Source organism: Kitasatospora sp. NPDC001527 (genome assembly GCF_040298605.1).
GTDB lineage: Bacteria > Actinomycetota > Actinomycetes > Streptomycetales > Streptomycetaceae > Kitasatospora.
Genome location: NZ_JBEPAM010000003.1, coordinates 102,765 through 125,879, shown reverse-complemented (window position 1 = coordinate 125,879; position 23,115 = coordinate 102,765). Strand labels below are relative to the sequence as shown.

Genomic DNA, 23,115 nt, shown 5'->3' with positions numbered 1-23,115 from the left:
CGGCCCGCGGGCCCGGCGGCCCGCGTGGCCTGAGTGGTTCGCGTGGTCCGCGTCGTCCGCCGACCAGGGAGGGAGAGGACAGTGCACGACCCGCTCACGGCCGCCCTCGCCGGCCGCCCCGCCGGGCAGCAGCCCGACTGGCCGGATCAGGTGGAACTCGCCGCCGTCCGCGAGGAGTTGGCCGAACGTCCGGCCCTGGTGGCGGCCGCCGAGGTGCACCGGCTGCGGGCCCTGCTCGCCCGGGTCGCCGAGGGCCGTGCGCACGTCCTGCAGGCCGGCGACTGCGCCGAGGACCCGCAGGAGTGCACCGCCGGGGACGTCGCCCGCAAGGCCGGGCTGCTCGGCCTGCTGGCCGGCCGGCTGAAGCTCACCACGCACCGCCCGGTGGTGCGGATCGGCCGGATCGCCGGCCAGTTCGCCAAGCCCCGTTCGAACCCCACCGAGCGCTGCGACGGCGTCGAACTCCCGGTCTACCGGGGCCACCTGGTCAACGGCCCGGAGCCGGACCCGGTCCGGCGCACCCCGGACCCGCGCCGGCTGACGGCCGGCTACGAGGCGGCCCGGCGGGTCATGGACCACCTCGGCCGGCTCGCCCCCGGCGAACCGGCCGGCGTCGGGCCGCCGCTGTGGACCAGCCACGAGGCGCTGCTGCTGGACTACGAGCTGCCGCTGCTGCGCCGGGACCGGTCGGGCCGGCCGCTGCTCGCCTCCACGCACTTCCCGTGGATCGGCGAGCGCACCCGGCACCCGGACGGCGCCCATGTCGCCCTGCTCGCCCGGGTGGTGAACCCGGTCGGCTGCAAGGTCGGCCCGGCCACCACCGCCGAGGAGCTGGTCCGGCTGTGCGCCCTGCTCGACCCGGGCCGCGAGCCCGGCCGGCTCACCCTGATCGCCCGGCTCGGCGCCGACCGGGTCGCCGGGGTCCTCCCCGGGCTGGTCCGCGCCGTCCGCACGGCCGGGCACCCGGTGGTCTGGCTCAGCGACCCGATGCACGGCAACACCGTGCCCGGGCCGGACGGGCTGAAGACCCGCCTGGTGCCGGCGCTGGTGCGGGAGGTGGAGGCGTTCCAGCGGGCCGTCCGCGCCGAGGGCGGCGTCGACGGGGGCCTGCACCTGGAGACCACCCCGGACGACGTCACCGAGTGCGCCGACGACGGGGCCGGGCTGGCCAGGGTCGGCGACAAGTACACCAGCCTGTGCGACCCACGGCTCAACCCGGGCCAGGCCCTCGCCGTGGTCTCCGCCTGGCGCGCCTGAGCCGGGCCGCGCGCCTCCCCGCACGTCCCCGCACCTCCTCGTCCCGCCCGGCACCTCCTCGTACCGCCCCGTACGACCCCGACCCGTCCCGTGCACCACCCCAACCCACCCGCGGCCCACGCCCCCGGGCCGCGCCCCACAGGGAGGTCCGCACATGCGAAACAAGGTGGCATTCGTCACCGGCGCGGCCGGCGGCATCGGCGCCGCCGTGGTCCGGCTGCTGGCCGAGCGCGGCGCGCTGGTCGCCGCCGTGGACCGGGACGCCGACCGCCTCGCCGAACTCGCCGGCAAGCTGACCGCCGAGGGCCTCACGGTCGCCGCGGTTCCCGCCGACGTCACCGACAGCGCCTCCGTCGAGGCCGCCGTCGACGCCGCCGAGCAGCGGCTCGGCCCGCTCGACCACCTGGTCAACAACGCCGGGGTGCTGCGGCTCGGCGAGATCCGCGACCTCAGCGACGAGGACTGGCGGACCACCTTCGCGATCAACGCCGAGGGTGTCTTCCGGGTCTCCCGGGCGGTGGTCCGGCGGATGATCCCGCGCGGGCGCGGTGCGATCGTCACCGTCGCCTCCAACGCCGGCCTCGTCCCGCGCACCGAGATGGCCGCCTACGCGGCCTCCAAGGCGGCGGCCACCCACTTCACCCGCAGCCTCGGCCTGGAGGTCGCCCGGCACGGCATCCGCTGCAACGTGGTCGCCCCCGGTTCCACCGACACCCCGATGCTCAGCGCGATGTGGTCGGACGCCGAGGCCGGGCGGGCCGCCACCGTCGCCGGGCTGCCGGACGCCTACAAGATCGGCATCCCGCTCGGCAAGCTGGCCCGCCCGGAGGACGTCGCGCACGCGGTGGCCTTCCTGCTGTCCGACGAGGCCGGCCACATCACCCTGCACGCGCTCACGGTGGACGGGGGTGCGGGGCTCGGTGCGTAGCAGACCCCCCACCCCGGCGTCCCTCCTGGACCGGGTGCTGGCCGAGCGTCCGCCCGCGTTCGCGCTGCTGCACCGGCCGGAGGCCACCGGCCCCGGCCTGGTCGAGCTGCTGCTCGGCGAGGTGTCCGCCCCGGCGGCGCTGGCCGGGCTGCCGCTGTCCGAGGAGTCACCGTCCGGGGAGCCGGCCGGCGAGCGGCACGAGCTGCTCGCCCTCGTCCCGTACCGGCAGATCGCCGAGCGCGGCTTCGAGGCGCCGGACGACGGCGCCCCGCTGCTCGCGCTGAGCGTCACCGAGCAGGCGGTGCTGCCGCTCGCCGAGCTGCTGGCCCGCCTCCCGGACGGTCCGATCGAGCTGACCGGCGGCGGCTTCGACCTCGGCGACGAGGAGTACGCGCAGACCGTCCGCCGGGTGGTCGCCGAGGAGATCGGCGAGGGCACCGGCGCCAACTTCGTGCTCAAGCGCTCCTACGTCGCCACGGTCGAGGGGGACACCGCCGCCGCCGCGCTCACCCTGTTCGGCCGGCTGCTCCAGCGCGAGAGCGGCGCCTACTGGACCTTCCTGGTGCACACCGGGGAGCGGACGCTGGTCGGCGCCACCCCCGAGCGGCACATCAGCGTGCACGGCGGGCGGGCGGTGATGAACCCGATCAGCGGCACCTACCGCTACCCGGAGCGCGGCCCGGACCTGGCGGGGCTGATGGAGTTCCTGGCCGACCGCAAGGAGGCCGAGGAGCTCTCCATGGTGCTCGACGAGGAGCTCAAGATGATGGCCCGGATCTGCCCGGGCGGCGGCCGGGTGGTCGGCCCCTACCTCAGGGAGATGGCCCGGCTCGCGCACACCGAGTACTTCATCGAGGGCCGCACCGGCCGGGATCCGCGCGAGGTGCTGCGGGAGACGCTGTTCGCCCCGACGGTGACCGGCAGCCCGCTGGAGTCCGCCGCCAGGGTGATCGCCAAGTACGAGCCCGGCGGCCGGGGTTACTACAGCGGGGTGGCCGCGCTGATCGGCCGGGACGCGGCCGGCGGGCGGACCCTGGACTCCGGCATCCTCATCCGCACCGCCGACATCGCGGCCGGCGGCCGGCTGCGGATCGGCGTCGGGGCGACCCTGGTGCGGCACTCCGACCCGTGGTCCGAGGTGGCCGAGACCCGGGCCAAGGCGGCCGGGCTGCTCGCCGCCCTGGCCGACGGCGGCCGGGGCCGGTTCGCCGCGCACCCGGACGTGCGGGCGGCGCTGGCCGGGCGCAACCGGGGCCTGGCGGACTTCTGGCTCGCCGGGGAGGCCGAACGGGCCCGGCCGCGCGCCGGGCTGGCCGGGCGCCGGGTGCTGGTGGTGGACGCCGAGGACACCTTCACCGCGATGATCGGCCACCAGCTGCGGGCGCTCGGTCTGGAGGTCGCCGTCCGCCGGTTCGACGAGCCGTACACCCTCGGCGGGGCGGACCTGGTGGTGCTCGGGCCGGGGCCCGGCGACCCGCGCGACACCGCGCACCCGAAGATCGCCCATCTCCGTTCAGCCGTACGGGAGTTGCTGGCCGAGCGGCGCCCGTTCCTGGCGGTCTGCCTGAGCCACCAGGTGCTGAGCGCCGAGCTGGGCCTGCCGCTGGTCCGCCGGGCGGTGCCCAACCAGGGCGTGCAGCGCGCGATCGACCTGTTCGGCACCGCCGAGCGGGTCGGCTTCTACAACACCTTCGCCGCCGCCTGGCCGGCCGGCGCCGACGGCCCGGCGCGGTTCGAGGCGCCCGGGGTCGGCCCGGTGCGGATCGCCCGGGACGCCGCGACCGGCGAGGTGCACGCGCTGCGCGGCCCGGGCTTCGCCTCGGTGCAGTTCCACGCCGAGTCGGTGCTCACCCGCGACGGGGTGCGGATCACCGGTGATCTGATCGCCCATGCGCTGGCATTACCGCGGGGCGGGCGGAAAGCGCCGGAGCGGCCGGAATTCCCCTGACGGGTCGTACACGTCCCCCGCCCGTTCCACTTGGAAAAGCATTACCGGAGCCGGAAAACCCCGGCGGAACCCCTGGAACCACCGGAACCACCGGAACGACCGACAAGGAGATCACCGTGCTGGACGACGCCATGGTGGACGCTTATCTCGCCCGGATCGGCGCCGAACGGCCCGAGCGGGCCGACCTCGCCGCGCTCACCCGCCTCCAGGAGCGGCACGTGCTGTCCGTGCCGTTCGAGAACCTCGGCTACCACCTCGACGAGCCCGTCCACATGGACGAGCAGGTCCTCGACAAGATCGTCCGGCAGCACCGGGGCGGCGGCTGCTACGAGGTGAACCCGGCCTTCTCGTTCCTGCTCACCGCCCTCGGCTACCCGGTGGAGATCCTCCCCGGCCGGGTCCACCGCCCCGGCGGCACGCTCGGCGCCGCCCTGTGCCACCTCGCCCTGCGGGTCACCGCGGACGGCGAGCAGTGGCTGGTCGACACCGGCTTCGGCCGCAACAGCCGGCACCCGCTGCGGCTGGCCTCCCGCGAGGTCCAGCACGATCCGGACGGCGAGTACCGGCTGGCCGACGTCGAGGGCGGCGGCTTCGACGTGATCCTGGACGGCAAGCCGCTGTACCGGCTGGACGACCGCCCGGTGCGGATCGAGGACTTCCGCCCGACCCTGTGGTGGTACCGCACCGCGCCCGAGTCGCCCTTCCTCCAGGACGTGTTCTGCACGCTGCGCACCGAGGACGGCCGGATCACCCTCAAGGGCAACCAGCTCGCCACGCTGGCCGGCGGCGAGCGCAGCACCGAGGAGTTCGCCGGCGACGCGGCCGTGCTGGAGGCCTACAAGACCCACTTCGGCTTCAGCCTCGACCGGCTGCCCGCCCGGCCCGAGGGCGGCGTCACCGCCGGCGTCCAGACCGGATGACCGCCGTGACCGCCACCGACCCCCGCCCGGGCGCCGATCCCTCGGCGCCCCCCACCGACCCGGCCCGGCTGCCCCTGGTCTTCGCGGAGGCCTTCAACGCCGGCGACGCCCGGGCCGTGGAGCGGCTCTTCGAACCCGGCGCGGTCTTCGTCAACACCCCCGGCGACGTGGTGACCGGCGACGAGCGGCGCGCCGCCGTCGCCCGGTTCCTCGCCTTCGGCCTGCCCATCCGGATCGAGGTCCGGCACTGCTACGTGGCCGGCGACCTCGCCCTGCTGATCGGCGACTACCTGATCGCGGGCGAGGGCCCGGACGGGCCGGTCCACGACGAGGGCACCGCCACCGACGTCGCCCGGCGCGGCGCCGACGGCCGCTGGCGCTACGTCATCGACAACCCGCCCGGCACCGACCGCCTCCCCGAGGAGGGACCGCAGTGACCCCCGATCCGCTGCTCGACCTGCCGTTCGACGCCGACCCCGACCCGGACGCCTACCTGCGCGCCGCGATGCGCTGGCACTTCTCCCCGGAGACCGGCTCCCCGTTCTGGCTCTCCCGGGCCGGCTCGCTCGGCTTCGACCCGCTCACCGAGGTCGCCACCCACGCCGACCTCGCGAAGTTCCCCAACCTCGCCAACGAGCTGCGCACCGCCCGGGTCGAGGACCTGCTGCCGCGCGGCTACGGCGGGAGCGCCGAGGTGGTCGGCGTCTACGAGAGCGGCGGCACCACCGGCGCGCCCAAGCGCGTCCTGCTGCTGCGCGACTGGCTGGACCGGCTGCTCGGCTGGTCCAGCGCCCAGCTCGACCTGCACGGCGTGCCGCAGGGCGTCAACTGGCTGGTCGTCGGCCCGACCGGCCCGCACATGGTCGGCGACGTCATCAAGGCGCAGACCGCCCACCGCGGCGGCCTCGCCTTCACCGTCGACCTCGACCCCCGCTGGGTCAAGAAGCTGATCTCCGCGGGCCGGGGCGAGGAGGCCGCCGCCTACGCCGAGCACATCGTCGACCAGGTCGCCTTCGTGCTGGAGACCCAGGACGTGGGCGTGCTGCTCTGCACCCCGCCGGTGCTGGAGCGGATCGCCCGCCGGGACGCCCTGGCGAAGCTGGTGGACGAGAAGGTCCGGGCGATCAACTGGGTCGGCACCCAGCTGGACCCGGACACCCGCCACCTCTACCGCACCGAGGTCTTCCCCCGGGCCGTCCTCTACAGCGGCTACGGCTCGACCATGATCCTCGGCAACGCCAGCGAGCGCCCCGGGCTGACCGACGACGACCCCTGCGTCTACGACCCCTACGCGCCGTACATGAGCTTCGGCGTGGTCGACCCGGAGACCGGGCGGACGGTCGAGTACGGCGAGCGCGGCCAGGTGGTGATGCACCACGTCTCCAAGGGCCTGCTGGTGCCCAACAACCTGGAGCGCGACCTCGCCACCCGGATCGCCGCGCCGCCCGGGCAGCCCGGCGACTCGGTCGCGGACATCGCGCCGGTCCGGGAGTTCGAGGACGAGACGGTGATCGAGGGGGTGTACTGATGACGGAGCAGCCGCGGTCCGCCCTGCTGCAGCTGGACGCGCTCGGCCCCGGGGAGCCCTACCGGGCCCGCCGGCGCACCGTGGTGGGGGACGTCACCGGCGCTCCGTTCGCCGAACTCAGCCTGGTGCCAAGGCTGTTCGTCAGCCGGGCGATGCGCGCCCTGCACGCCGCCGAGCCGCTGCCGGCCGATCGGCGGGCCGCCGCGCTGGCCCGGGCCGGGCGGATCTTCCTCACCGAGCGCATCGACGGCCTGGACCTGCCCGGCTACCAGCGGGCCGTCGCCCGGGTCTCCGGGGTGCCGATCGGGGTGGTCCGGGAGGCCGTGCGGTCCATCGCCGACTCCGCCGAGAAGGCCGGCTGGGCCGCCCGGCAGGCCCGCCCGGCCGGGGCGGTGGCCGACTGGCGGGACGACGCGACGCGCGGCGGCAGCGCGGTGTGGACCCGGCGCGGCGAGGTGTTCGCCGTCCACGCGGCCGGCAACCACCCCGGCCCGCACGGGCTCTGGCTGGAGGCGCTGGCGCTCGGCTACCGGGTCGCCGTCCGGCCCTCCCGCCGGGAGCCGCTCACCCCGCACCGGCTGGTCACCGCGCTGCGGCTGGCCGGCTTCGGCCACGACCAGGTGGTACTGCTGCCCACCGACCACGACGCCGCCGACGAACTGCTGGCCGGCGCCGACCTCGGCATGGTCTACGGCGGCGACGAGGTGGTGCGCAAGTACGCCGGCAGCACCGTGCTGCCGCAGGGCCCCGGCCGCTCCAAGATCCTGATCACCCGGGACACCGACTGGCGCGCGCACCTGGACACCATCGTCGACTCGATCGCCCACCAGGGCGGCGTGGCCTGCATCAACGCCACCGCCGTCCTGGTCGAGGGCGACCCGGCGCCGCTCGCCCGGGCGATCGCCGAACGGCTCGCCGCGCTGCCCACCCTCCCGCCGGAGGACGAGAAGGCGGTGCTCGCCGTCCAGCCGGTCGCCGAGGCCCGGGCGATCGAGGCGTACCTGCTGCGCCGCGCGGCCGGCACCCGGGCCTGGCTCGGCGGGGACGGCGTGGTGGCCGAACTCGGCGACGGCAGCGCGGTGCTGCGCCCGGCCGTGCACCAGCTGGACCGGCCGGACGCCGAGCAGGCCGGGATCGAACTCGCCTTCCCCTGCGTCTGGGTGGCGCCGTGGAGCCCGGAGGCCGGGACCGCCCCGCTGCGCGGCTCGCTGGTGCTGACCGCGCTCACCGGGGACGACGAGCTGTTCGACCGGCTGCTGCGGGAGCCGAGCATCGCCAACGTCTACCGGGGCGACCACCCGACGTACTGGATCCGGCCGGGGGTGCCGCACGACGGCTACCTCGGGGAGTTCCTGATGCGGACCAAGACCGTCATCCGCTGAGCGGATCCGGGTCCCGGAGGCGGCGAGCCCCCGGGACCCGGAAGCCCCGGATCAGGCCCGCAGCGCCCGGTCCACCAGGGCGCCGGCCGCGCCGGTGTACCCGGCCGGGTCGCACAGGCCGGCGACCTCCTGCGGGGTGAAGTGCCCGGCCAGCTCCGGCTGTTCGCCGAGCACCTCGGCCAGCGGCCGGCCCTCCCGGTCGGCGGTCAGCGAGACCTCGGTCAGCAGCTGCTTGGCCACCGCCTTGCCGAGCTCGGGCGCCAGCCGGGCGGCGATCCGCTCGGAGACCAGCTGCCCGCCGGTCAGCTCCAGGTTGGCCCGCATCCGCTCCGGGCGGACCAGCAGGCCCTCGGCCAGCTCCACCGAGGTGTGCGCGGCGCCGCCGGCCAGCCGCAGGCACTCGCGCAGCAGCAGCCACTCGGCGTGCCAGGCGCCGCCGGAGCGCTCGTCCTCGGTGACCAGGCACTGGGTCAGCCCGGCCGCGAGCACCGGCACCTGGAGCGCGGCGCTGCGCAGCAGGGTGGACAGCACCGGGTTGCGCTTGTGCGGCATCGCGGAGGAGGCGCCGCGCCCGGCGGCGGCCGGCTCGACCACCTCGCCGACCTCGGTGCGGGTCAGCGCCTGCACGTCCACCGCGATCTTGCCGAGCGCGCCGGCGGTGAAGGCCAGCGCGGCGGCCAGGTCGGCCATCGGGGTGCGCAGCGCGTGCCAGGGCAGCGCCGGGCGGGCCAGTCCGGTCTCCGCCGCGAAGGCGTCCACCAGCCGGTCCAGGTAGGCGCCGGCGTCGGCCCGCGGGTCGGGCCCGTCCAGCCGGGCGTACTCCAGGTAGCCGGCCAGGGTGCCGGCGGCGCCGCCGAGCGAGACCGGCAGCCCGTCCGCGAGCACGGCGGCGAGCCGGCGGTCGGCGTCCAGCACCAGCTGCCGCCAGCCGGCCGCCTTGAGGCCGAAGGTGGTGGGCACCGCCTGGAGGGCCAGGGTGCGGCCGGGCAGCACGGTGTCCCGGTGATCGGCGGCCAGGGCGGCGAGCGCGCGGGCGGTGCGTTCCAGGTCGGCGCGGACCAGCCGCAGCGCCCGGGCGGCGACCAGCATCGCGCCGGTGTCGAGGATGTCCTGGCTGGTCGAGCCGCGGTGCACGTACTCGGCGGCGGCCGGGTCCTCGGCGGCCACCACCGCGGCCAGCGCCTGGACCAGACCGACCACCGGGTTGGCGGTCTCCCGGGAGGCCAGTGCGAGGGCGCGGGCGTCGAAGTGCTCGGCGCGGGCGGCCCGGGTGATCGCGGCGGCCGCGGCGGGGGGCACCGTGCCGAGCCCGGCCTGGGCGCGGGCCAGCGCGGCCTCGGCGTCCAGCATGGCCTGCAGCCAGGCGCGGTCGGCCACGGCCGCCTCGACCGGGGTGCCGGCCCGTACGGGCGAGAGCAGCCCGGAGTCGGTGTCCGCCCCGGCCGCTGCGGGGTGCTGGTCGGTCATACGACGACGCCTCTCGGTTCGGTCTCGTCGGTCCGGTCGGTTCCGTCCGTCCCTCCCACCGGGAACGTCCCGGCCGTCCCGGCGGTGCCGGCGCGCGGCGCCAGGGGGGCCGCCGGCCACTCGGGGGCCGGGGAGAGCGCCAGCACCGCGCGGGCGATGGCGTCGGAGTCGCCCAGGGTGACCGAGTCGACGCCGGGGCGGATGCCGGCGGCGGTCACCCAGTGCACGGACTCGGTCGGCACGCCGTACGCGAAGCGGCGCGGGTGGGCCCGGCCGCGCGCGTCCAGCAGCCGGTAGGGCCGCTCGGTGACGGCCAGGCCGCCGGTCTGGTAGCCGCCGCCGTGCCCGCCGGGGATCCGGTAGGGGGCGCACTGCTCGGTGTCCAGCAGGTGGCGCAGCAGCGGGTCCTCGGTGCGGCGCAGGTCGGGCTCGGGCAACCGGGCCTCGACCAGGACCGAGGCCCGGACCGGCGGGCCGGGCACGGCGGTGGAGTGCGCGGTGAACGCCGGGTCGACCGGGTCGATCCGGATCTCGGTGCCGGGACCGAGGAGTTCGAGCACGCCGGCCTCGATCAGCGCGATCAGCTGCTCGATCCGCTCGACCGGCGGGCCGATGGACAGGAAGGCGTTCAGCGGGGTGTACCAGCCGTCCAGGTCGTCCCGGTAGGAGGCGCCGTCGATGCCGCCGTGGTCGACCGCCAGCCGGATCTCGTTGCGCAGGTCGCGCAGCACGTCCAGGGCGGCCTTCAGCGGGCCGCTGAGGTTGCCGGCCCGGGCCTCGGCGACGTCCCGGCGCAGGTGGTCGAGCAGCCAGCCGCGGAAGTCCGCGCGGTCGGTGAACTCCCGCCCGGCGTACGGGCGGGAGAGCCGCTCCCAGCTCCACCGCTCGTCCTGCGGGAGGCCGTACGCGTCGAGCACCGCCTGCGGGTCCTCGGCGGTCAGGAACCGGTCGGTGAAGTCCGCCCGCTCGGCGCCGCGGGCCTTGGCGGCCAGCAGCGCGCCGTAGTAGACGGCCTCCACCTCGCGGGAGACCAGCGGCCAGAGGTCGGTGGCGAAGCGCACCGGCTCGCCCCGGCGGGCGCGTTCGCGCAGCGCGGCGACCACCTCGGCGGTGAGCAGCCGCGGCAGGTGGCGCCCGTACGCGCCCTTCTCGTTCTCGCCGCGCGCGTGGTACGGGATGCCGCGCCGGGAGGTGGCGTAGAGCTTCGGCTCGGTGCCGGAGGGGTGGTAGACCAGGGCGCCGTCCACCCTCGCGAAGTGGCCGCCCCGGCCGAGCGTGAACAGCGCCATGTGGTCGAAGAAGTTGAGGCCCAGGCCGCGCAGCAGGACGGCCTGGCCCGGTCTGGTGGTGACGTGCACGTCGGCGGGGTTGGCGGGGGTGACGTAGTCGAGGTGGTGGATCCGGGCCAGGCTGGCGGTGCGCGCCTCGCGCGGGGTGAGCCGGGCGGGGACGTGGCCCTGGGCGAGCACGATGGCGTCCAGCCGGTTCAGCCGGGTGCCGTTCTCCAGCCGGACGCCCTGCGGGCCGCCGGGGAAGCCGTGCGCGTCGGCCATCGCGACCGCCCGGGAGCGGTGCACCCGGACGGTCACGGTGGGCGGGGCGGCGGCGACCACGGCCCGGAAGGCGTCGTGCAGGTACTGCCCGTAGAAGGCGCGGGTCGGATAGGTGTTCGGGCCCAGGTCGGCGGCCTCGGCCAGGGTCTGGTCGTCGTGGCGGTCCGGACGGTCCGGAGAACTGCCCTCACGGGCAAGGGACGTGGCCCATTCGTACAGGCTCGGGCCGGGTTCCACCGGGCCCTCGATCCGTACGCTGTCGTCGGTGTACACGGTGATCTGGGAGGCCACCGTGTTCATCAGGAGGTGCCGGGACTGGTCGGTGCGCCAGACCCGGCCCGCGCCGGGGGCCGCCGGGTCCACCACGTGCACGGTGACGGTGGCCCCGGCGGGCCTGGTTCGTTCGTTGGCGCAGAGTCGTTCCAGTACCGAGAGGCCGCGCGGACCCGCGCCGATGACGCAGATCTGGAGATGACGATCGATCATGCCCACGGCTCGTTATCGTAGTTGTGGTGATCTGATGATGAAAAGGTCTTGACCCCGTGCATCCAGGCCACTCGCTCGTGCAGCTCGCCCTCGGAGAGCCCGCGCAGCATCCGGTTGCGGGCCTCGGCGGCCTCGCCCGCCGGGTGCCAGAGCCTGATCGATTCCCGGGCCGCGCGCTGCACGGCCGCGGTGCGGGCGCGCCGTTCGGCGGCGAACGAGGCGAACGCCCCGGCGAGCGCGCCGGTGCCGTCGGTCAGCTCGCCGAGCAGCACGGCGTCCTCCAGCGCCTGGCAGGCTCCCTGCGCCGCGTAGTGCAGCATCGGGTGCGCGGCGTCGCCGAGCAGCACCACCCGGTCGTCGGTCCACCGCCGGACCGGGTCGCGGTCCACCAGCACCCAGGAGCGCCACCCCTCGCCGAGCGCCAGCAGCCGCCGGGCGGCCGGCGCGGTCAGGCCCGCCAGCTGCTCCGCGACGGTCTCCCCGGTGACCGGGACGTTGGCGAGCGCCTCGGTGGCACCGTTGTCCCGGGAGGCGGCCAGGTTGAGGTGGGCCCCGCCGGCGATCGGGTAGTGGACGAAGTGGCAGTGCGGGCCGGTCCACCAGGTCACCGAGGTGGTCGGCCGCAGCTCCTCGGGGACGAGGTCCATCGGGATCACCGCCCGGTAGACGGTGATGCCGGAGATCCGCGGCGCGCCGTCGCCGAGCAACTGCGCGCGGACCGCCGAGTGGATGCCGTCCGCGCCGACCAGCGCGTCACCGGTCACCGCCCCGCCGTCCGCGAGCAGCGCGGTGACGCCCGCGGCGTCCTGCCGGTAGCCGGTGACGGCGGTGGCGGCGCGCAGCTCGATCCGCCGCTCGGCCCGGCAGGCGCGCAGCAGCAGCCCGTGCAGCTCGGCCCGGTGCACCACCACGTAGGGGTTGCCGAACCGCTGCCGGTAGCGCTCGGTGAGCGTCAGGCTGGTGACGTGCTCGCCGGTGACGCCGTCCATGAAGCGCAGTTCGGCCATGTGCACCCCGGCGGCCCGGACCGCGTCGCCGAGGCCGAGCCGCTCCAGGGCGAGGATGCCGTTCGGCGCGATCTGGATGCCCGCGCCGATCTCGGCGAACTCCGGGGCCCGCTCCAGGACCACCGCCCGGTGGCCGGCCCGGGCCAGGGCCAGCGCGGCGGCCAGTCCGCCGATCCCGCCGCCGGCCACCAGCACGGTCGCGGGTGCGTCGCGGCGTCCGCTCACCGCAGCGGCCCGTCGTCCCCGGCGGACGCCAGCCGGCGGGCCAGCTCCAGCCGTTTGATCTTGGTGGTGGCGGTGGCCGGGAGTTCGCCCAGCCGCCACTGCACCGGGTCGGCCATCGGCGGCAGGCCCGCCGCGGCGGCCCGCCAGGCGGCCGGGTCGAGCGGGCGGTCGTCCTTGGTGCAGACGACCGGGACCGGCCGCCCGTCCGGGCCGGGCACGATCACCACCTCGGCGAGTTCGGCGAGGCGGGCGAACAGGGTGTCCTCGGCGGCCAGCGTGGAGCCGAAGCCCTCGATGAGGTCGACCTCCCGGTCCAGCAGGTGCACACAGCCCCACCGGGTGCGGTAGCCGACGTCGCCCATCCGCCACCAGCCGTCCTGGACCTGCCGGTCGTAGCGGTGCTGTTCGCCGAGGTAGGTGACGATCCGGCCGTCGCTGCGGACCTCGATGTACCCCGGGTTGGCCGCCGACGGGGGCTCGCCGTTGCGGCTCACCACCCGGACGTCGGTGAAGCCGGGGAACGGCATGCCGACGCAGCGGCCGTCGGCGTCCTCTCCGCGCCGCCGGGAGAACGACCGCACCACCGCCGGGCCGACCTCGCTCTGCCCGTACAGCTGGCCGAAGACCGGGGCGCGCCGCGCGGAGGCGCCCAGCATGGTCCGCACGGTGCGCGGGTGGATCGCGTCGAAGGTGGAGGAGAACAGCTTGACGTTGGCCAGCGGGCGGCGCGGGTCCTTCGCCAACTCCTCCCACTCCATGAAGGAGTTGGGGTGCGCCTCCAGGATCCCGGGGCGCAGCCGGGCGAACAGCGCGGCGACGTGCGCGGGCCCGGAGTGCGCCAGCACCAGGATCGGGAAGCCGCGGAACAGCGAGATGGCCAGGGCGGTCACCAGCCGGGAGTGCACGAAGGAGACGTGGATCGCGATGGTCTCCCGCCCGGGGACGAGCGGGCGCAGCACGGTCGCCTGCGGGCGGTAACGGGCCTCCAGGGTGCGGCCGGTGTGCACCGCGAGCTTGGGCGTGCCGGTGGTGCCGGAGGTGTGGGTGATCAGGGTCGGGTGGTCGGGGGCCGCGGTGACCGGGGTGACCCGCGGCGTGCCGGCCAGCGAGGCCAGGGCGACGGCGCCGGGGTGTTCGCCGGAGGCCAGCAGGACGCCGCCCGCGAGGTCGAAGACCTCCGGCGGCAGCTCCTTGGCGAGCTTGGCGGCGTCGGTGACCAGGAACGGCTCGCCGGTGCGGCGCACCAGCTCGGCGACGGTCGCGCCGTCCAGCTGGGGCGAGAGCAGCACCGGGACGGCGCCGATCCGGGCGGCGGCGCAGGCGAGCAGGGTGATGTCGAAGCTGTTCGACTTGTGGACCACCAGCCGGCGGCCCGGGCGGACCCCGGCCGCCCAGAGCCGGGAGGCGTGGTCGTCGACCAGGTCGGCGAGCTCGGCGACGGTGGCCCGCCGGCCCAGCTCGGGGGCGATGTCGAGGTCGTGGTCGAGGATCACCACGTTCGCGCCGTTCCGGACGGCGGCCCGCTCGAAGAGCGTGCCCAGTCGGATTCCCCGGTTGGCTATGCGCTGAAGGAGCACCGTTCCGCCCTCTCGGTGGGGTTGGGGGTCGCTGTGCTTTCAGGGGGGTGCAAGGGTTCTCAGGGGTTTTCCGGGATTTCTTCGCAGGGGGGGCTCGTGGTTCCTCAGCCCTTCTCGACGACCCGCTTGATCCGCTCCAGGGTGACGGCGAGGTCGGCCGCGACCTTCTCGCCCCACTCGGCGAAGAACCGGCGCTTCGCGTCCGGGTCCATCCCGGCGGTGATGCCGCGGATGCCCTCGGTGGCGGCGTCCATCCGGAAGTGGTGCACCAGCACGCTGCCGCCGTCGTCCGCGGCCGTGACGTCGAAGGCCCAGACGCTCTCCTGGGCCCGCCCCCCGCTGTCCCGCATGGCCCAGCGGAAGGTGCGTCCCGGCTCGGCCGCGACCACCTCGGCGTGGGTGAACCAGGTGCCGCGGACCACCGGCGCCCAGGCGACCACGTCCGGGCTGCGCAGGTTCTCGCCGCGGAACACCGAGCCGACCGCGGACGGTTCGCCGGACACCCAGGTGCCGCCCTGGCACTCCGGGCTCCACTCGCCGCTGCGGGTGAGGTCGCTGACCACGGAATAGACCTCGGCCGGGGCGGCGGAAATCCGGACCTCGGCCCGGGAACGGAAAAGGGGCGCGGTTTCTGCGGGGCTTTCTCCGATGTCTCCCATGGTCGGAATCCTGGGCGGCGGCGCGCGGGAGGGTCAAAGCCCGGCCGCCGGGTCCGTCAAGTCCGGCCGCGGACCTGACGGAAGAGCGAGGACCTACTTCAGTTCCAGGCCGAAGTGCAGGGCGGTGACCGCCATCCGGTGCGCGTGGTAGAAGCGGTGCGCGCCGTGGTTGGCCGTCCCCGAGTCCAGCTCGATCCGCACGCAGCCCGCCGCCCGGGCCCGCTCCCGGAGCACGCCGAGGAGGCGCCCGCCGATCCCCGCCGAGCGGGCCGGCGGCGCGGTCACCAGGTCCTCGACGAAGAACAGCCGCCCCCGGCTGGTGGTCAGCACCCGGTGGGTGGCCACCGCCAGGCAGCGGCCCCGCTCGTCGTACGCGGCGGTGAACACCAGCCCCTGGGCGTGCGCCTCGGCGGCGAAGGCGGCGAATCCCTCCGTCCCGAGCGCCGGGCGAAGCGCCCGGATCAGCGGGGCGACGTCCCGGTGCAGCGCGGGTTCGTCCGGCCCGACGTCGACGACGGTCAGCTCCATGTCCCGTTCCCCCTGGCGGTCGTGGTGACGCGAGGGCGAAGGCTACCGCTCGGCGCCGTACACCGCGAGGAAGGCGGTCACACCGTTGCCCACGACCTCGGCGATCCGCTCGGTGGGCATCGGGAGCGCGCCGTAGAAGGTGGGCTGGGCGACGGCGAGGAAGGTCAGCAGGTTGAGCATCCGGGCGGCCTCCGCCGGGTCCGGCACCACCAGCAGCCCGCGCTCGGCGAACTCGGTCATCCAGTGGGTCAGCACCCGGTGGGTCTCCCGCGGGCCGGCCTCCTGCCAGGCCTCCAGCAGCGCCGGGCGGATGTGCAGCGCCTCGGCCTCGATGGTGCGCACCAGTGCCCAGTGCTCGGCGAAGGTGGTGAGCGAGTCGACCCGCTCCAGGCCGAAGTCGACGAGGTCGGTGCGCAGGTCGACGATCTTGCGCAGATGGCGGTCGGCGATCCTGGCCTGGGTGGCGGCCACGGCGGTGGCGCCCTCCAGGACCACCGACTGGAACAGCTGTTCCTTGTCGGCGAAGTGGTTGTAGATGGTCCGCTTGGAGACGCCTGCCTCGGCGGCGATGGCGTCCACGCTGGTGCGGGTGAAGCCCTCGCGGCCGAACACGGTGCGCGCGGCGCGGGTGATCGCCACCCGCTTCTCCGGCATGCCGCGCTGGGCGGCGCCGGGGGCGGGGGCGGGGGCGGGGGCGGATCCGGCGCCGGAGACGGGGTCGGGGGCCGGGGAGGCGGGGGCGGCCGTGGCCGGCGGGGTGGTCTGGTCGGTCACGGAAAAGCCCTCCTTGCAGTGCACTACATCGTGTAGTTTACGACACAGTTGACGTGAAGCGGACTTGAAGTCCTACGCTCGACAGACGTCCGGAAGCCCCAGGAGGGAAGCGTTCCATGGCCGTTCAGCTGAACCACACGATCGTCCCGGCGCGGGACGACGAGGAGACCGCCCGCTTCCTCACCGAGGTCCTGGGCCTCGCCGCCCCGGTGCGCAGCGAGCCCTTCCTGGTCGTCCGGCTCTCCAACGACGTCGCCCTGGACGTCATGCGAGTCGGCGGACCGGTCCCCACCGGGCACTACGCCTTCCTGGTCGGCGACGAGGAGTTCGACGCCATCCTCGGCCGCGTCGAGGAGCGCGGGCTCACCTACTGGGCCGACCCGTTCCACCGTCACCCCGGCCGGGTCAACGACTGGTTCGGCGGCCGCGGCGCCTACTTCGAGGACCCGAGCGGCCACAACCTGGAGATCATGACCCGCGCCTCCGCCGACAGCCGGTGAGCCGGACTGACGGAAAGTCAACTCCCTTGATGGGGAACCTGACAGAGACCGGATGCGGACGGGATTGCTCCGCCCCCGAGCGGGTTAGCCTCCCGGCATGATCGAGACCAAGGGGCCGGTGCACCGGCCGGGAGACGCCGACTACGACGCCCGACGGACCGGCTACAACCTCGCGCTGGACCACCACCCGGCCCTGGTGGTGTCCGCCGCCGACCCGGGGGACGTCTCCGCGGCCGTCCGGTACGCCGCCGCGCAGGGCCTCGCCGTCGCCGTCCGGGCCACCGGCCACGGCATCTCCGTGCCCACCGACGGCCAGCTGGTGGTCGACACCTCCGGCCTGGACGGCGTCACCGTCGACCCGGCCGCCCGCACCGCCACCGTCCGGGCCGGCGTCCGCTGGCGCGAGGTGATCGCCGCCGCCGCCGCGCACGGCCTCGCCCCGCTCAGCGGCTCCAACCCGGACGTCGGCGCGGTCGGCTACACCCTCGGCGGCGGCATCGGCCTGCTCGGCCGCCGGCACGGCTTCGCCGCCGACCACGTGCGCCGTCTGGAGGTGGTCACCGCCGACGGCCGGCACCGCACCGCGACGCCGGACACCGAGCCCGAGCTGTTCTGGGCGCTGCGCGGCGGCAAGGACAACTTCGGGATCGTCACCGAGATGGAGATCGACCTCGTCCCCTGCACCGGCCTGTACGGCGGCGGCCTCTACTTCCCCGCCGGTTCCGCGGCCGCCGCGCTGCACGGCTGGGCGGCGTGGAGCCGGACCGTCCCCGAGGCGCTGGCCACCTCCGCCCAGCTGATCCGCTACCCCGACCTGGACGCCGTCCCCGAGCCGATCCGCGGCCGGTACGCCGCCGTCCTGCGGGTCGCCTGGAGCGGTGCGGCGGGGGAGGGCGAGGAGTGGGTGCGGCCGCTGCGCGCGCTCGGCACCCCGCTGCTGGACACCGTCCGGGAGCTGCCCTTCACCGAGGCCGGCACGATCCACCACGAGCCGCCGTTCGCGCACCCCGCGTACGACCGCAACAGCGCGCTGCGGGAGTTCACCCCGGCCACCGCGGACGCCGTCCTGGAGCTCGCCGGGCCGGACGCCGGCAGCCCGCTGATCGTCGAGTTCCGGCTGCAGGGCGGCGCGTACTCGCGCGAGCCGGCCGTGCCGAACGCGGTCGGCGGCCGGGACGCCGAGTACCTCGCCTTCTCCACCGCGATGATCGGCCCGGTCGGGCTGGAGGAGCTGCGCGCCGCGCACGCCGCCCTGCACGAGCGCCTGCGGCCGTGGTCCACCGGAGGGGCGCTGGCCAACTTCTTCGGCCTGGACGACGCCGGCCCGGCCACCGTGCGCACCGCCTACCCGGAGCCGGTGCACCGGCGGCTGGCGGAGCTCAAGGCGGTGTACGACCCGGGGAACCTGTTCCGGCTCAACTTCAACATCCCGCCCGCCTCCTGATTGCATGGCCTCCTGACCTGCGGCCCTGCCCGTTCGGCCGGTCCTCCGGGGCCGGCCGCCGGCGTTCCCGGCAACGGTTCGCGGCCGACGCGGGCTCTGGTGGGGCGAGGAGGTACTCATGGGAGCCAAGAAGGCCGAGCGGGACGCGGAGTTCAACGCGTTCGTGACCGGTGCCTGGCCACGGCTGATCCGCACGGCGTTCCTGCTGACCGGGGACCGCTACCTGGCGGAGGACGTGGTGCAGACCGCGCTGGAACGGACCTACGCCGCCTGGGGGCGGGTCACCCGGGCCGACGACCCGTACGCCTACGTGCGCCGGATCGTGGTCAACGAGCACGCCCGCCGCTTCCGGCGCCGCCGGGTGCCGGAACAGCTGGTCACCGCCGTGCCGGAGCGGTCCGGCCCGGACGGCTTCGCGCGGCTGGACGACCGGGCCGCCCTGCTGGAGGCACTCGGCACGCTGCCGCCCGGGCAGCGCCAGGCGGTGGTGCTGCGCTACTGGGAGGACCTGAGCGAGACCCAGGCCGCCGCCGCGATGGGCTGCTCGGTGGGCACGGTCAAGAGCCAGGCGTCGAAGGGCATCGCCAAGCTGCGCGAACTCTCCTCACTCATCACCAGGACGAGCATCGGAGATGCGGCATGAACCACGACGGGACATCCGTGGAAGCGGCGGTCGAGGGCGAGGAGGAGGTGACCCGGGCGCTGTCCGGGCTGGCGGGAACGGTGGAGACGGGACCGGCGCCGTACGCGGCGGTGCTGGCCGGCGGCCGGCGGCGGGTGGTCCGGCGGCGGGCCTCCCTGGGCGGCGCGCTGGCGCTGGCCCTGGTCGCCGTGGCGGGCGGCGTCGCGGCGGTGAACGGCGGGGTGGGGCCCGGCGGTCCGGCGGCCGGCGGCGCGGCGGTGGCGGTCTCCTCCGCCGACGTCTCGGCCGTCCTGGTCCCGGGCGCCGCCCCGGCCGGGGCCCAGGGCCCCCGCGACCCGCTCGTGCCGACCCGGATCCAGGTGCTCACGGGCACCGAGGACGGCAAGCCGTGGAGCGTCTGGGCGGCCCTGTGGCCCGCCCCGGGCAAGGAGCGGATCCACGAGCAGGCCCGGCTGATCTGGGCGGAGGACGCCGCCGCGGGCTACCCCTGGCCCGCGCCGACCGAGGAGTACGTCAACCAGTACGGGACGCCGGACGCGGACCACGTGGTCTTCTACTACGTCCTGGACGGCAAGCGGCTGGCGACGCCCGCGGAGGCCCTGATCGCCCCGCCGGGCGCCCCGGTGGGCCTCACCTACGGCGGGTCGGGGGACCGCTTCGGCAAGGTCTGGCTGGGCCGCCAGGCCAAGAACGGCGAGGCCGACCCGCTGTTCCACGTCCCCAAGGCCCAGGCCGGACTGGTGCAGCCGGACGTCGCCCGCGCCGAGGTGCGGTGGACCGACGGCGTCACCGCCGAGCCCGCCGTCCTCGCCCTGGGCGACTCCGAGGCGCGCTGGATCGCCGTCGCCAAGCGCGGCATCCCGGCCGAGCTGCGCCTCTACGCCGCCGACGGCTCGCTGATCGCCACCGACGGGAAGTGGCTGGACAGCTGACCCCCACCGGCCCGGTGACACGGAGAAGGCCCCGGAGAGTTCGCTCTCCGGGGCCTTCTCCGGCGCGGTCTCCGGGTTCGCGGGGGAGACCGGCCCGACGGCGACCCGCGGCGAGCCCGGCCGGGACCGGCAGCCGGCCGTCCGCCGTGCCGTTGGCGTCGGCGGACACGAAAACGCCCCCGAAGCGAACTGCTTCGAGGGCATCGTGCCTTTTCGGGCTCCTGTGGCCAGGGCCGGGGTCGAACCGGCGACCTTCCGCTTTTCAGGCCACGCCGGGGCAGGGGAATGCCCCGGCGTGGGCACCTCTGCCGTCCGTGGAAGGTCGCTGTCGGGCGCCGTCGTCCTGACCGGTTGGCGTCAGCGTTGGCGTCAATCGGTGGCGCGGAACGCGATCCGGCGCAGGTCAGTACGGCAGCAGGTCGCTCGTGACCAGATCGAAGCCGAACGGTTCGGGGATGTGCAGCGTCTCGCCGAACTCGATGTCCTCGCGGCGGTGGTACTTCGTACCGTCGGGCCGACTGAACAGGGTGACGGTCTTCTGCCGGGCGTCGACCAGCAGGTACAACGGGATGCCCATCAACGGGTAGTCGCGGACCTTCCCCACCCAGTCGTTCTCCGGGTTCGAGGGGGATACCAGTTCGACGGCGACGGCGGCGAGCTCGGACGGGACCTGGTTGTCGGACGTCTCCAAGGCCTCGCTCGGAAGGTAGGTCAGGTCCGGGTTACGGCTCGTACCGACCTTGGGCGACACCAGGTCGGTGTTCTCGCTCGGCAGCAGTTCGACCGGGGCGTGCCTGTCGAACTGGCGGCGGACCAGCAGCAGGTTCCGCTGGTGGATGCCCGAGGGGCTGACCATCATGACGATGGTGTCGCCCGAGATCTCCACCTTGAATCCGTCGGGCAGGCTCCGGCGGGCTTCTTCGAGGAGTGCGAAGTGCTCCGGGTTCATGCGCGGTGTCTCCTGGGGTGTGCCGGGCAACATCCTCAGAGTAGTCCGGCGCCGGGACCGACAGCGCTCCTGCACGATGCTCGCCGTGGACCCCGCTCCTCGGGCCGTTGCGGGGGCCTCGCTCGTTCCCGCAGCTGACCGCCGTGCCGTTGGCGTCAAACGGCATGAAAATGCCCCCGAAGCGAGCTGCTTCGAGGGCATCGTGCCTGGTCAGGCGATGTGGCCAGGGCCGGGGTCGAACCGGCGACCTTCCGCTTTTCAGGCGGACGCTCGTACCAACTGAGCTACCTGGCCGTACTGCACCGTCTCTTGCGAGACGAGCGATCCCGACGGGACTTGAACCCGCGACCTCCACCTTGACAGGGTGGCGAGCTAACCAACTGCTCCACGGGACCTCGGAGTGGCGAACCACTTCAGGGTCTTTCGGTCATGCACTTTACTACGGTACTGCGTGCCCCCAACGGGATTCGAACCCGTGCTACCGCCTTGAAAGGGCGGCGTCCTGGGCCACTAGACGATGAGGGCTTGCGGCCTGTCCGGCTGTTTCCAGCGTTCGGGGACGTCGAGAAGCATATGGGATGCGGGGCCGAACGCCAAAACGGGTTTCGGCCGGGCGGGCGGCGGGGGTCAGGACCAGCCCAGTTCGTCGAGCTCGTGGTCGTCGAAGCCGAAGTGGTGGGCGACCTCGTGGATGACCGTGGTGCGGACCTCCTCGACGACCTGCTCGCGGTCCTCGCACAGGCGCAGGGTCGGGCCGCGGTAGACGATGATCCGGTCCGGCAGGACGCCCGCGTACCACTCGCCGCGCTCGGTGAGCGGGGTGCCCTCGTAGAGGCCGAGCAGCTCGGGGTCGGCGGGGTCGGGCTCGTCCTCGACGAAGACGGCGACGTTGTCCATCATCGCCGCGAGCTGCGGCGGGATCCGGTCGAGCGCGTCCGCGACCAGTACCTCGAACTCTTCCCGGGTCATCTCCACCGGTTCATTGTCGGGTCTGCGGTGACGGCGTGCCAGGCGGTCGGGGGCGGTGTTTCATGGGTCTGTGGCGACCTCGGAGGACCTGGTGGCGGACGGCGCGGCGGCCGGCGCGCGGCGGCGGCGACGGCCGCCGGTGCTGCGCGGGCAGGGGCCGGCGGTGGCGGTGGTGGCCGCGGGCGGGGCGCTGGGGGCGACCGCCCGGTACGGCGCGGGCCTGGTCTGGACGACCGGGCCGTCGGCGTTCCCGTGGACGACGCTGCTGGTGAACGTGGTGGGGTGCGCCGTGATCGGGGTCTTCCTGGTGGTGGTCACCGAGGGCCGGCCGGCCCGTCCGCTGCTGCGGCCGTTCTTCGGCACCGGCGTGCTGGGCGGCTTCACGACCTTCTCGACGTACGCGGTGGACGTCCGCCGGCTGCTGGTGGAGGGGCGGCCGGGGCCGGCCGTGGCGTATCTGGGGCTCACCCTCGTGGCGGCGATGGCGGCGGTCTGGGCGGCGGCCGCGGTGACGCGCCGTCTGCTGGTGCGCGGGGCCGGGAGGCCGGTGTGACGGGTGCGGCGGAGCCCCGGCCGGGCGGTCCGGCGCTGCGGCTGACCGTGCTGGTCGGCGAGAACGACCGCTGCCGCCACCGCCCGCTGTACAGCGAGATCGTGCACCGGGCGCGGGCGGCCGGGCTGGCCGGGGCGAGCGTGTTCCGGGGGGTCGAGGGGTTCGGCGCGTCCTCGATGGTGCACACGGCGCGGCTGCTGTCGCTGAGCGAGGACCTGCCGGTGGCGGTGGTGGTCGTGGACACCGAGGAGCGGGTGCGGGCGTTCCTGCCCGAGCTGGAGGAGCTGGCGGTGGAGGGGCTGGTGACCCTGGAGCGGTGCGAGGTGGTCCGGTACGCCGGGCGCCCGGCCGGCGGCGGCGCGGCGGCGGGGGAGGGCGGGGCGTGAACTGGCTGCTGGTGGTGGCCGGCGCGGTGGTCGGCGCGCCGTTGCGGTACCTGACCGACCGGGCGGTGCAGTTCCGGCACGACTCGGTGTTCCCGTGGGGGACCTTCGTGGTGAACGTGTCCGGCTGCCTGGTCCTCGGGCTGGTGACCGGGGCGGTGGCGGCCGGGGCCGCGTCCTCGCAGGTCCAGCTGCTGCTCGGGACCGGGCTGTGCGGGGCGCTGACCACGTACTCGACCTTCTCGTACGAGACGCTGCGGCTGGCGCAGGGCGGGGCCGGGCGGTACGCGGTGGCGAACGCGGCCGGCAGCGTCGCGGCGGGCCTGGCGGCGGTGTACGCGGGCGCGGAGCTGGCCGCGGCGCTCTGGGGCTGAGCGCGGCCGGGCCGGGCGCGGCGGTCCGGTGCCCGTCCGGGTGCTTCCGGTGCCCCACCCGTGTCCGCGCGCCCCCGGCGGCCGTTGGACACCCGCAAGGGTGGCCGTGCGCGGTGGGTGGGCGGCCCG

General features: G+C 75.2%; 23 protein-coding genes and 3 tRNA genes. 14 read left to right on the top strand and 12 right to left on the bottom strand.

Annotation, left to right across the window (positions count from 1 at the left end; genetic code table 11):
* Positions 1-81: 81 nt before the first annotated feature.
* The 7 genes from ABT238_RS04155 to ABT238_RS04125 all read left to right on the top strand — a co-directional run bounded on the left by ABT238_RS04155 (position 82) and on the right by ABT238_RS04125 (position 7,963).
* Positions 82-1,257 carry a 3-deoxy-7-phosphoheptulonate synthase gene (locus tag ABT238_RS04155; protein ID WP_350560293.1) on the top strand — a complete coding sequence of 392 codons (1,176 nt, stop codon included), beginning with the start codon at positions 82-84 and terminating at the stop codon, positions 1,255-1,257.
* Between the two features lie 154 nt (positions 1,258-1,411).
* Positions 1,412-2,185: a 2,3-dihydro-2,3-dihydroxybenzoate dehydrogenase gene (locus ABT238_RS04150; RefSeq protein WP_350560291.1), complete on the top strand. Its 774-nt coding sequence runs from the start codon at positions 1,412-1,414 to the stop codon at positions 2,183-2,185.
* The gene (locus ABT238_RS04145; protein ID WP_350755469.1) at positions 2,178-4,133 is read left to right on the top strand and encodes an anthranilate synthase family protein; all 1,956 of its coding nucleotides are present in this window, start codon (positions 2,178-2,180) and stop codon (positions 4,131-4,133) included. Before ABT238_RS04150 ends, ABT238_RS04145 begins: the two co-directional genes overlap by 8 nt.
* A gap of 116 nt (positions 4,134-4,249) precedes the next feature.
* Positions 4,250-5,053, top strand: a complete 804-nt coding sequence (locus ABT238_RS04140; RefSeq protein ID WP_350560287.1) for an arylamine N-acetyltransferase family protein — start codon at positions 4,250-4,252, stop codon at positions 5,051-5,053.
* Entirely contained in the window at positions 5,050-5,490 is a 441-nt protein-coding gene (locus ABT238_RS04135) for a YybH family protein (RefSeq protein WP_502884119.1), read from the top strand. The genes ABT238_RS04140 and ABT238_RS04135 overlap by 4 nt, the downstream gene beginning before the upstream one ends.
* Positions 5,487-6,581 (top strand): AMP-binding protein, encoded by a 1,095-nt coding sequence (locus ABT238_RS04130; RefSeq protein WP_350755468.1) that lies wholly within the window; start codon positions 5,487-5,489, stop codon positions 6,579-6,581. Before ABT238_RS04135 ends, ABT238_RS04130 begins: the two co-directional genes overlap by 4 nt.
* A complete protein-coding gene (locus tag ABT238_RS04125) occupies positions 6,581-7,963 on the top strand; it encodes an aldehyde dehydrogenase family protein (RefSeq protein ID WP_350755467.1) in 1,383 nt (460 codons plus the stop codon). The genes ABT238_RS04130 and ABT238_RS04125 overlap by 1 nt, the downstream gene beginning before the upstream one ends.
* A gap of 51 nt (positions 7,964-8,014) precedes the next feature.
* Here the strand turns inward: ABT238_RS04125 and ABT238_RS04120 are convergent, their stop codons facing one another.
* The 7 genes from ABT238_RS04120 to ABT238_RS04090 form a co-directional block, all read right to left on the bottom strand.
* The gene (locus ABT238_RS04120; RefSeq protein WP_350560279.1) at positions 8,015-9,430 is read right to left on the bottom strand and encodes a nitrosuccinate lyase; all 1,416 of its coding nucleotides are present in this window, start codon (positions 9,428-9,430) and stop codon (positions 8,015-8,017) included.
* Positions 9,427-11,469 (bottom strand): FAD/NAD(P)-binding protein, encoded by a 2,043-nt coding sequence (locus tag ABT238_RS04115; RefSeq protein WP_350560277.1) that lies wholly within the window; start codon positions 11,467-11,469, stop codon positions 9,427-9,429. Before ABT238_RS04115 ends, ABT238_RS04120 begins: the two co-directional genes overlap by 4 nt.
* Positions 11,466-12,701 carry an FAD-dependent monooxygenase gene (locus tag ABT238_RS04110; protein WP_350560275.1) on the bottom strand — a complete coding sequence of 412 codons (1,236 nt, stop codon included), beginning with the start codon at positions 12,699-12,701 and terminating at the stop codon, positions 11,466-11,468. The genes ABT238_RS04115 and ABT238_RS04110 overlap by 4 nt, the downstream gene beginning before the upstream one ends.
* On the bottom strand, positions 12,698-14,278 hold the full coding sequence (locus tag ABT238_RS04105; RefSeq protein ID WP_350755466.1) for a class I adenylate-forming enzyme family protein: 1,581 nt from the start codon (positions 14,276-14,278) through the stop codon (positions 12,698-12,700). Before ABT238_RS04105 ends, ABT238_RS04110 begins: the two co-directional genes overlap by 4 nt.
* A gap of 104 nt (positions 14,279-14,382) precedes the next feature.
* A complete protein-coding gene (locus ABT238_RS04100) occupies positions 14,383-14,937 on the bottom strand; it encodes an SRPBCC family protein (RefSeq protein WP_350560271.1) in 555 nt (184 codons plus the stop codon).
* A gap of 93 nt (positions 14,938-15,030) precedes the next feature.
* A complete protein-coding gene (locus ABT238_RS04095; protein WP_350560269.1) occupies positions 15,031-15,465 on the bottom strand; it encodes a GNAT family N-acetyltransferase in 435 nt (144 codons plus the stop codon).
* Positions 15,466-15,507: 42 nt separating this feature from the next.
* Positions 15,508-16,239: a TetR/AcrR family transcriptional regulator gene (locus ABT238_RS04090; RefSeq protein ID WP_350755465.1), complete on the bottom strand. Its 732-nt coding sequence runs from the start codon at positions 16,237-16,239 to the stop codon at positions 15,508-15,510.
* 116 nt (positions 16,240-16,355) lie between these two features.
* Between ABT238_RS04090 and ABT238_RS04085 the strand changes: the two genes are divergently transcribed.
* The 4 genes from ABT238_RS04085 to ABT238_RS04070 all read left to right on the top strand — a co-directional run bounded on the left by ABT238_RS04085 (position 16,356) and on the right by ABT238_RS04070 (position 19,758).
* Positions 16,356-16,739, top strand: a complete 384-nt coding sequence (locus tag ABT238_RS04085) for a VOC family protein (protein WP_350560265.1) — start codon at positions 16,356-16,358, stop codon at positions 16,737-16,739.
* A 97-nt stretch (positions 16,740-16,836) separates the two neighbouring features.
* On the top strand, positions 16,837-18,183 hold the full coding sequence (locus ABT238_RS04080) for an FAD-binding oxidoreductase (RefSeq protein ID WP_350560263.1): 1,347 nt from the start codon (positions 16,837-16,839) through the stop codon (positions 18,181-18,183).
* A gap of 118 nt (positions 18,184-18,301) precedes the next feature.
* Positions 18,302-18,826: a SigE family RNA polymerase sigma factor gene (locus ABT238_RS04075; RefSeq protein WP_350755464.1), complete on the top strand. Its 525-nt coding sequence runs from the start codon at positions 18,302-18,304 to the stop codon at positions 18,824-18,826.
* Positions 18,823-19,758 carry a hypothetical protein gene (locus ABT238_RS04070; protein ID WP_350560259.1) on the top strand — a complete coding sequence of 312 codons (936 nt, stop codon included), beginning with the start codon at positions 18,823-18,825 and terminating at the stop codon, positions 19,756-19,758. The genes ABT238_RS04075 and ABT238_RS04070 overlap by 4 nt, the downstream gene beginning before the upstream one ends.
* A gap of 403 nt (positions 19,759-20,161) precedes the next feature.
* Here the strand turns inward: ABT238_RS04070 and ABT238_RS04065 are convergent, their stop codons facing one another.
* The 5 genes from ABT238_RS04065 to ABT238_RS04045 all read right to left on the bottom strand — a co-directional run bounded on the left by ABT238_RS04065 (position 20,162) and on the right by ABT238_RS04045 (position 21,676).
* Positions 20,162-20,707, bottom strand: a complete 546-nt coding sequence (locus ABT238_RS04065; RefSeq protein ID WP_350755463.1) for a Uma2 family endonuclease — start codon at positions 20,705-20,707, stop codon at positions 20,162-20,164.
* 220 nt (positions 20,708-20,927) lie between these two features.
* Positions 20,928-21,001, bottom strand: a tRNA-Phe gene (locus tag ABT238_RS04060).
* A gap of 27 nt (positions 21,002-21,028) precedes the next feature.
* Positions 21,029-21,102 (bottom strand) — tRNA-Asp (locus ABT238_RS04055).
* A gap of 57 nt (positions 21,103-21,159) precedes the next feature.
* Positions 21,160-21,232 (bottom strand) — tRNA-Glu (locus tag ABT238_RS04050).
* Positions 21,233-21,334: 102 nt separating this feature from the next.
* Positions 21,335-21,676, bottom strand: coding sequence for a metallopeptidase family protein (locus ABT238_RS04045; protein ID WP_350547852.1), 342 nt, complete (start codon positions 21,674-21,676; stop codon positions 21,335-21,337).
* 70 nt (positions 21,677-21,746) lie between these two features.
* Here ABT238_RS04045 and crcB (ABT238_RS04040) point away from each other — a divergent pair, with 70 nt between their 5' ends.
* From crcB (ABT238_RS04040) to crcB (ABT238_RS04030), 3 genes are read left to right on the top strand one after another with little or no spacing between them, the layout of a single operon-like run.
* Positions 21,747-22,229: a fluoride efflux transporter CrcB gene (gene crcB, locus ABT238_RS04040; protein ID WP_502884118.1), complete on the top strand. Its 483-nt coding sequence runs from the start codon at positions 21,747-21,749 to the stop codon at positions 22,227-22,229.
* Entirely contained in the window at positions 22,226-22,615 is a 390-nt protein-coding gene (locus ABT238_RS04035) for a DUF190 domain-containing protein (protein WP_350560257.1), read from the top strand. Before crcB (ABT238_RS04040) ends, ABT238_RS04035 begins: the two co-directional genes overlap by 4 nt.
* The gene (gene crcB, locus ABT238_RS04030; RefSeq protein WP_350560255.1) at positions 22,612-22,986 is read left to right on the top strand and encodes a fluoride efflux transporter CrcB; all 375 of its coding nucleotides are present in this window, start codon (positions 22,612-22,614) and stop codon (positions 22,984-22,986) included. Before ABT238_RS04035 ends, crcB (ABT238_RS04030) begins: the two co-directional genes overlap by 4 nt.
* Positions 22,987-23,115: the final 129 nt, after the last annotated feature.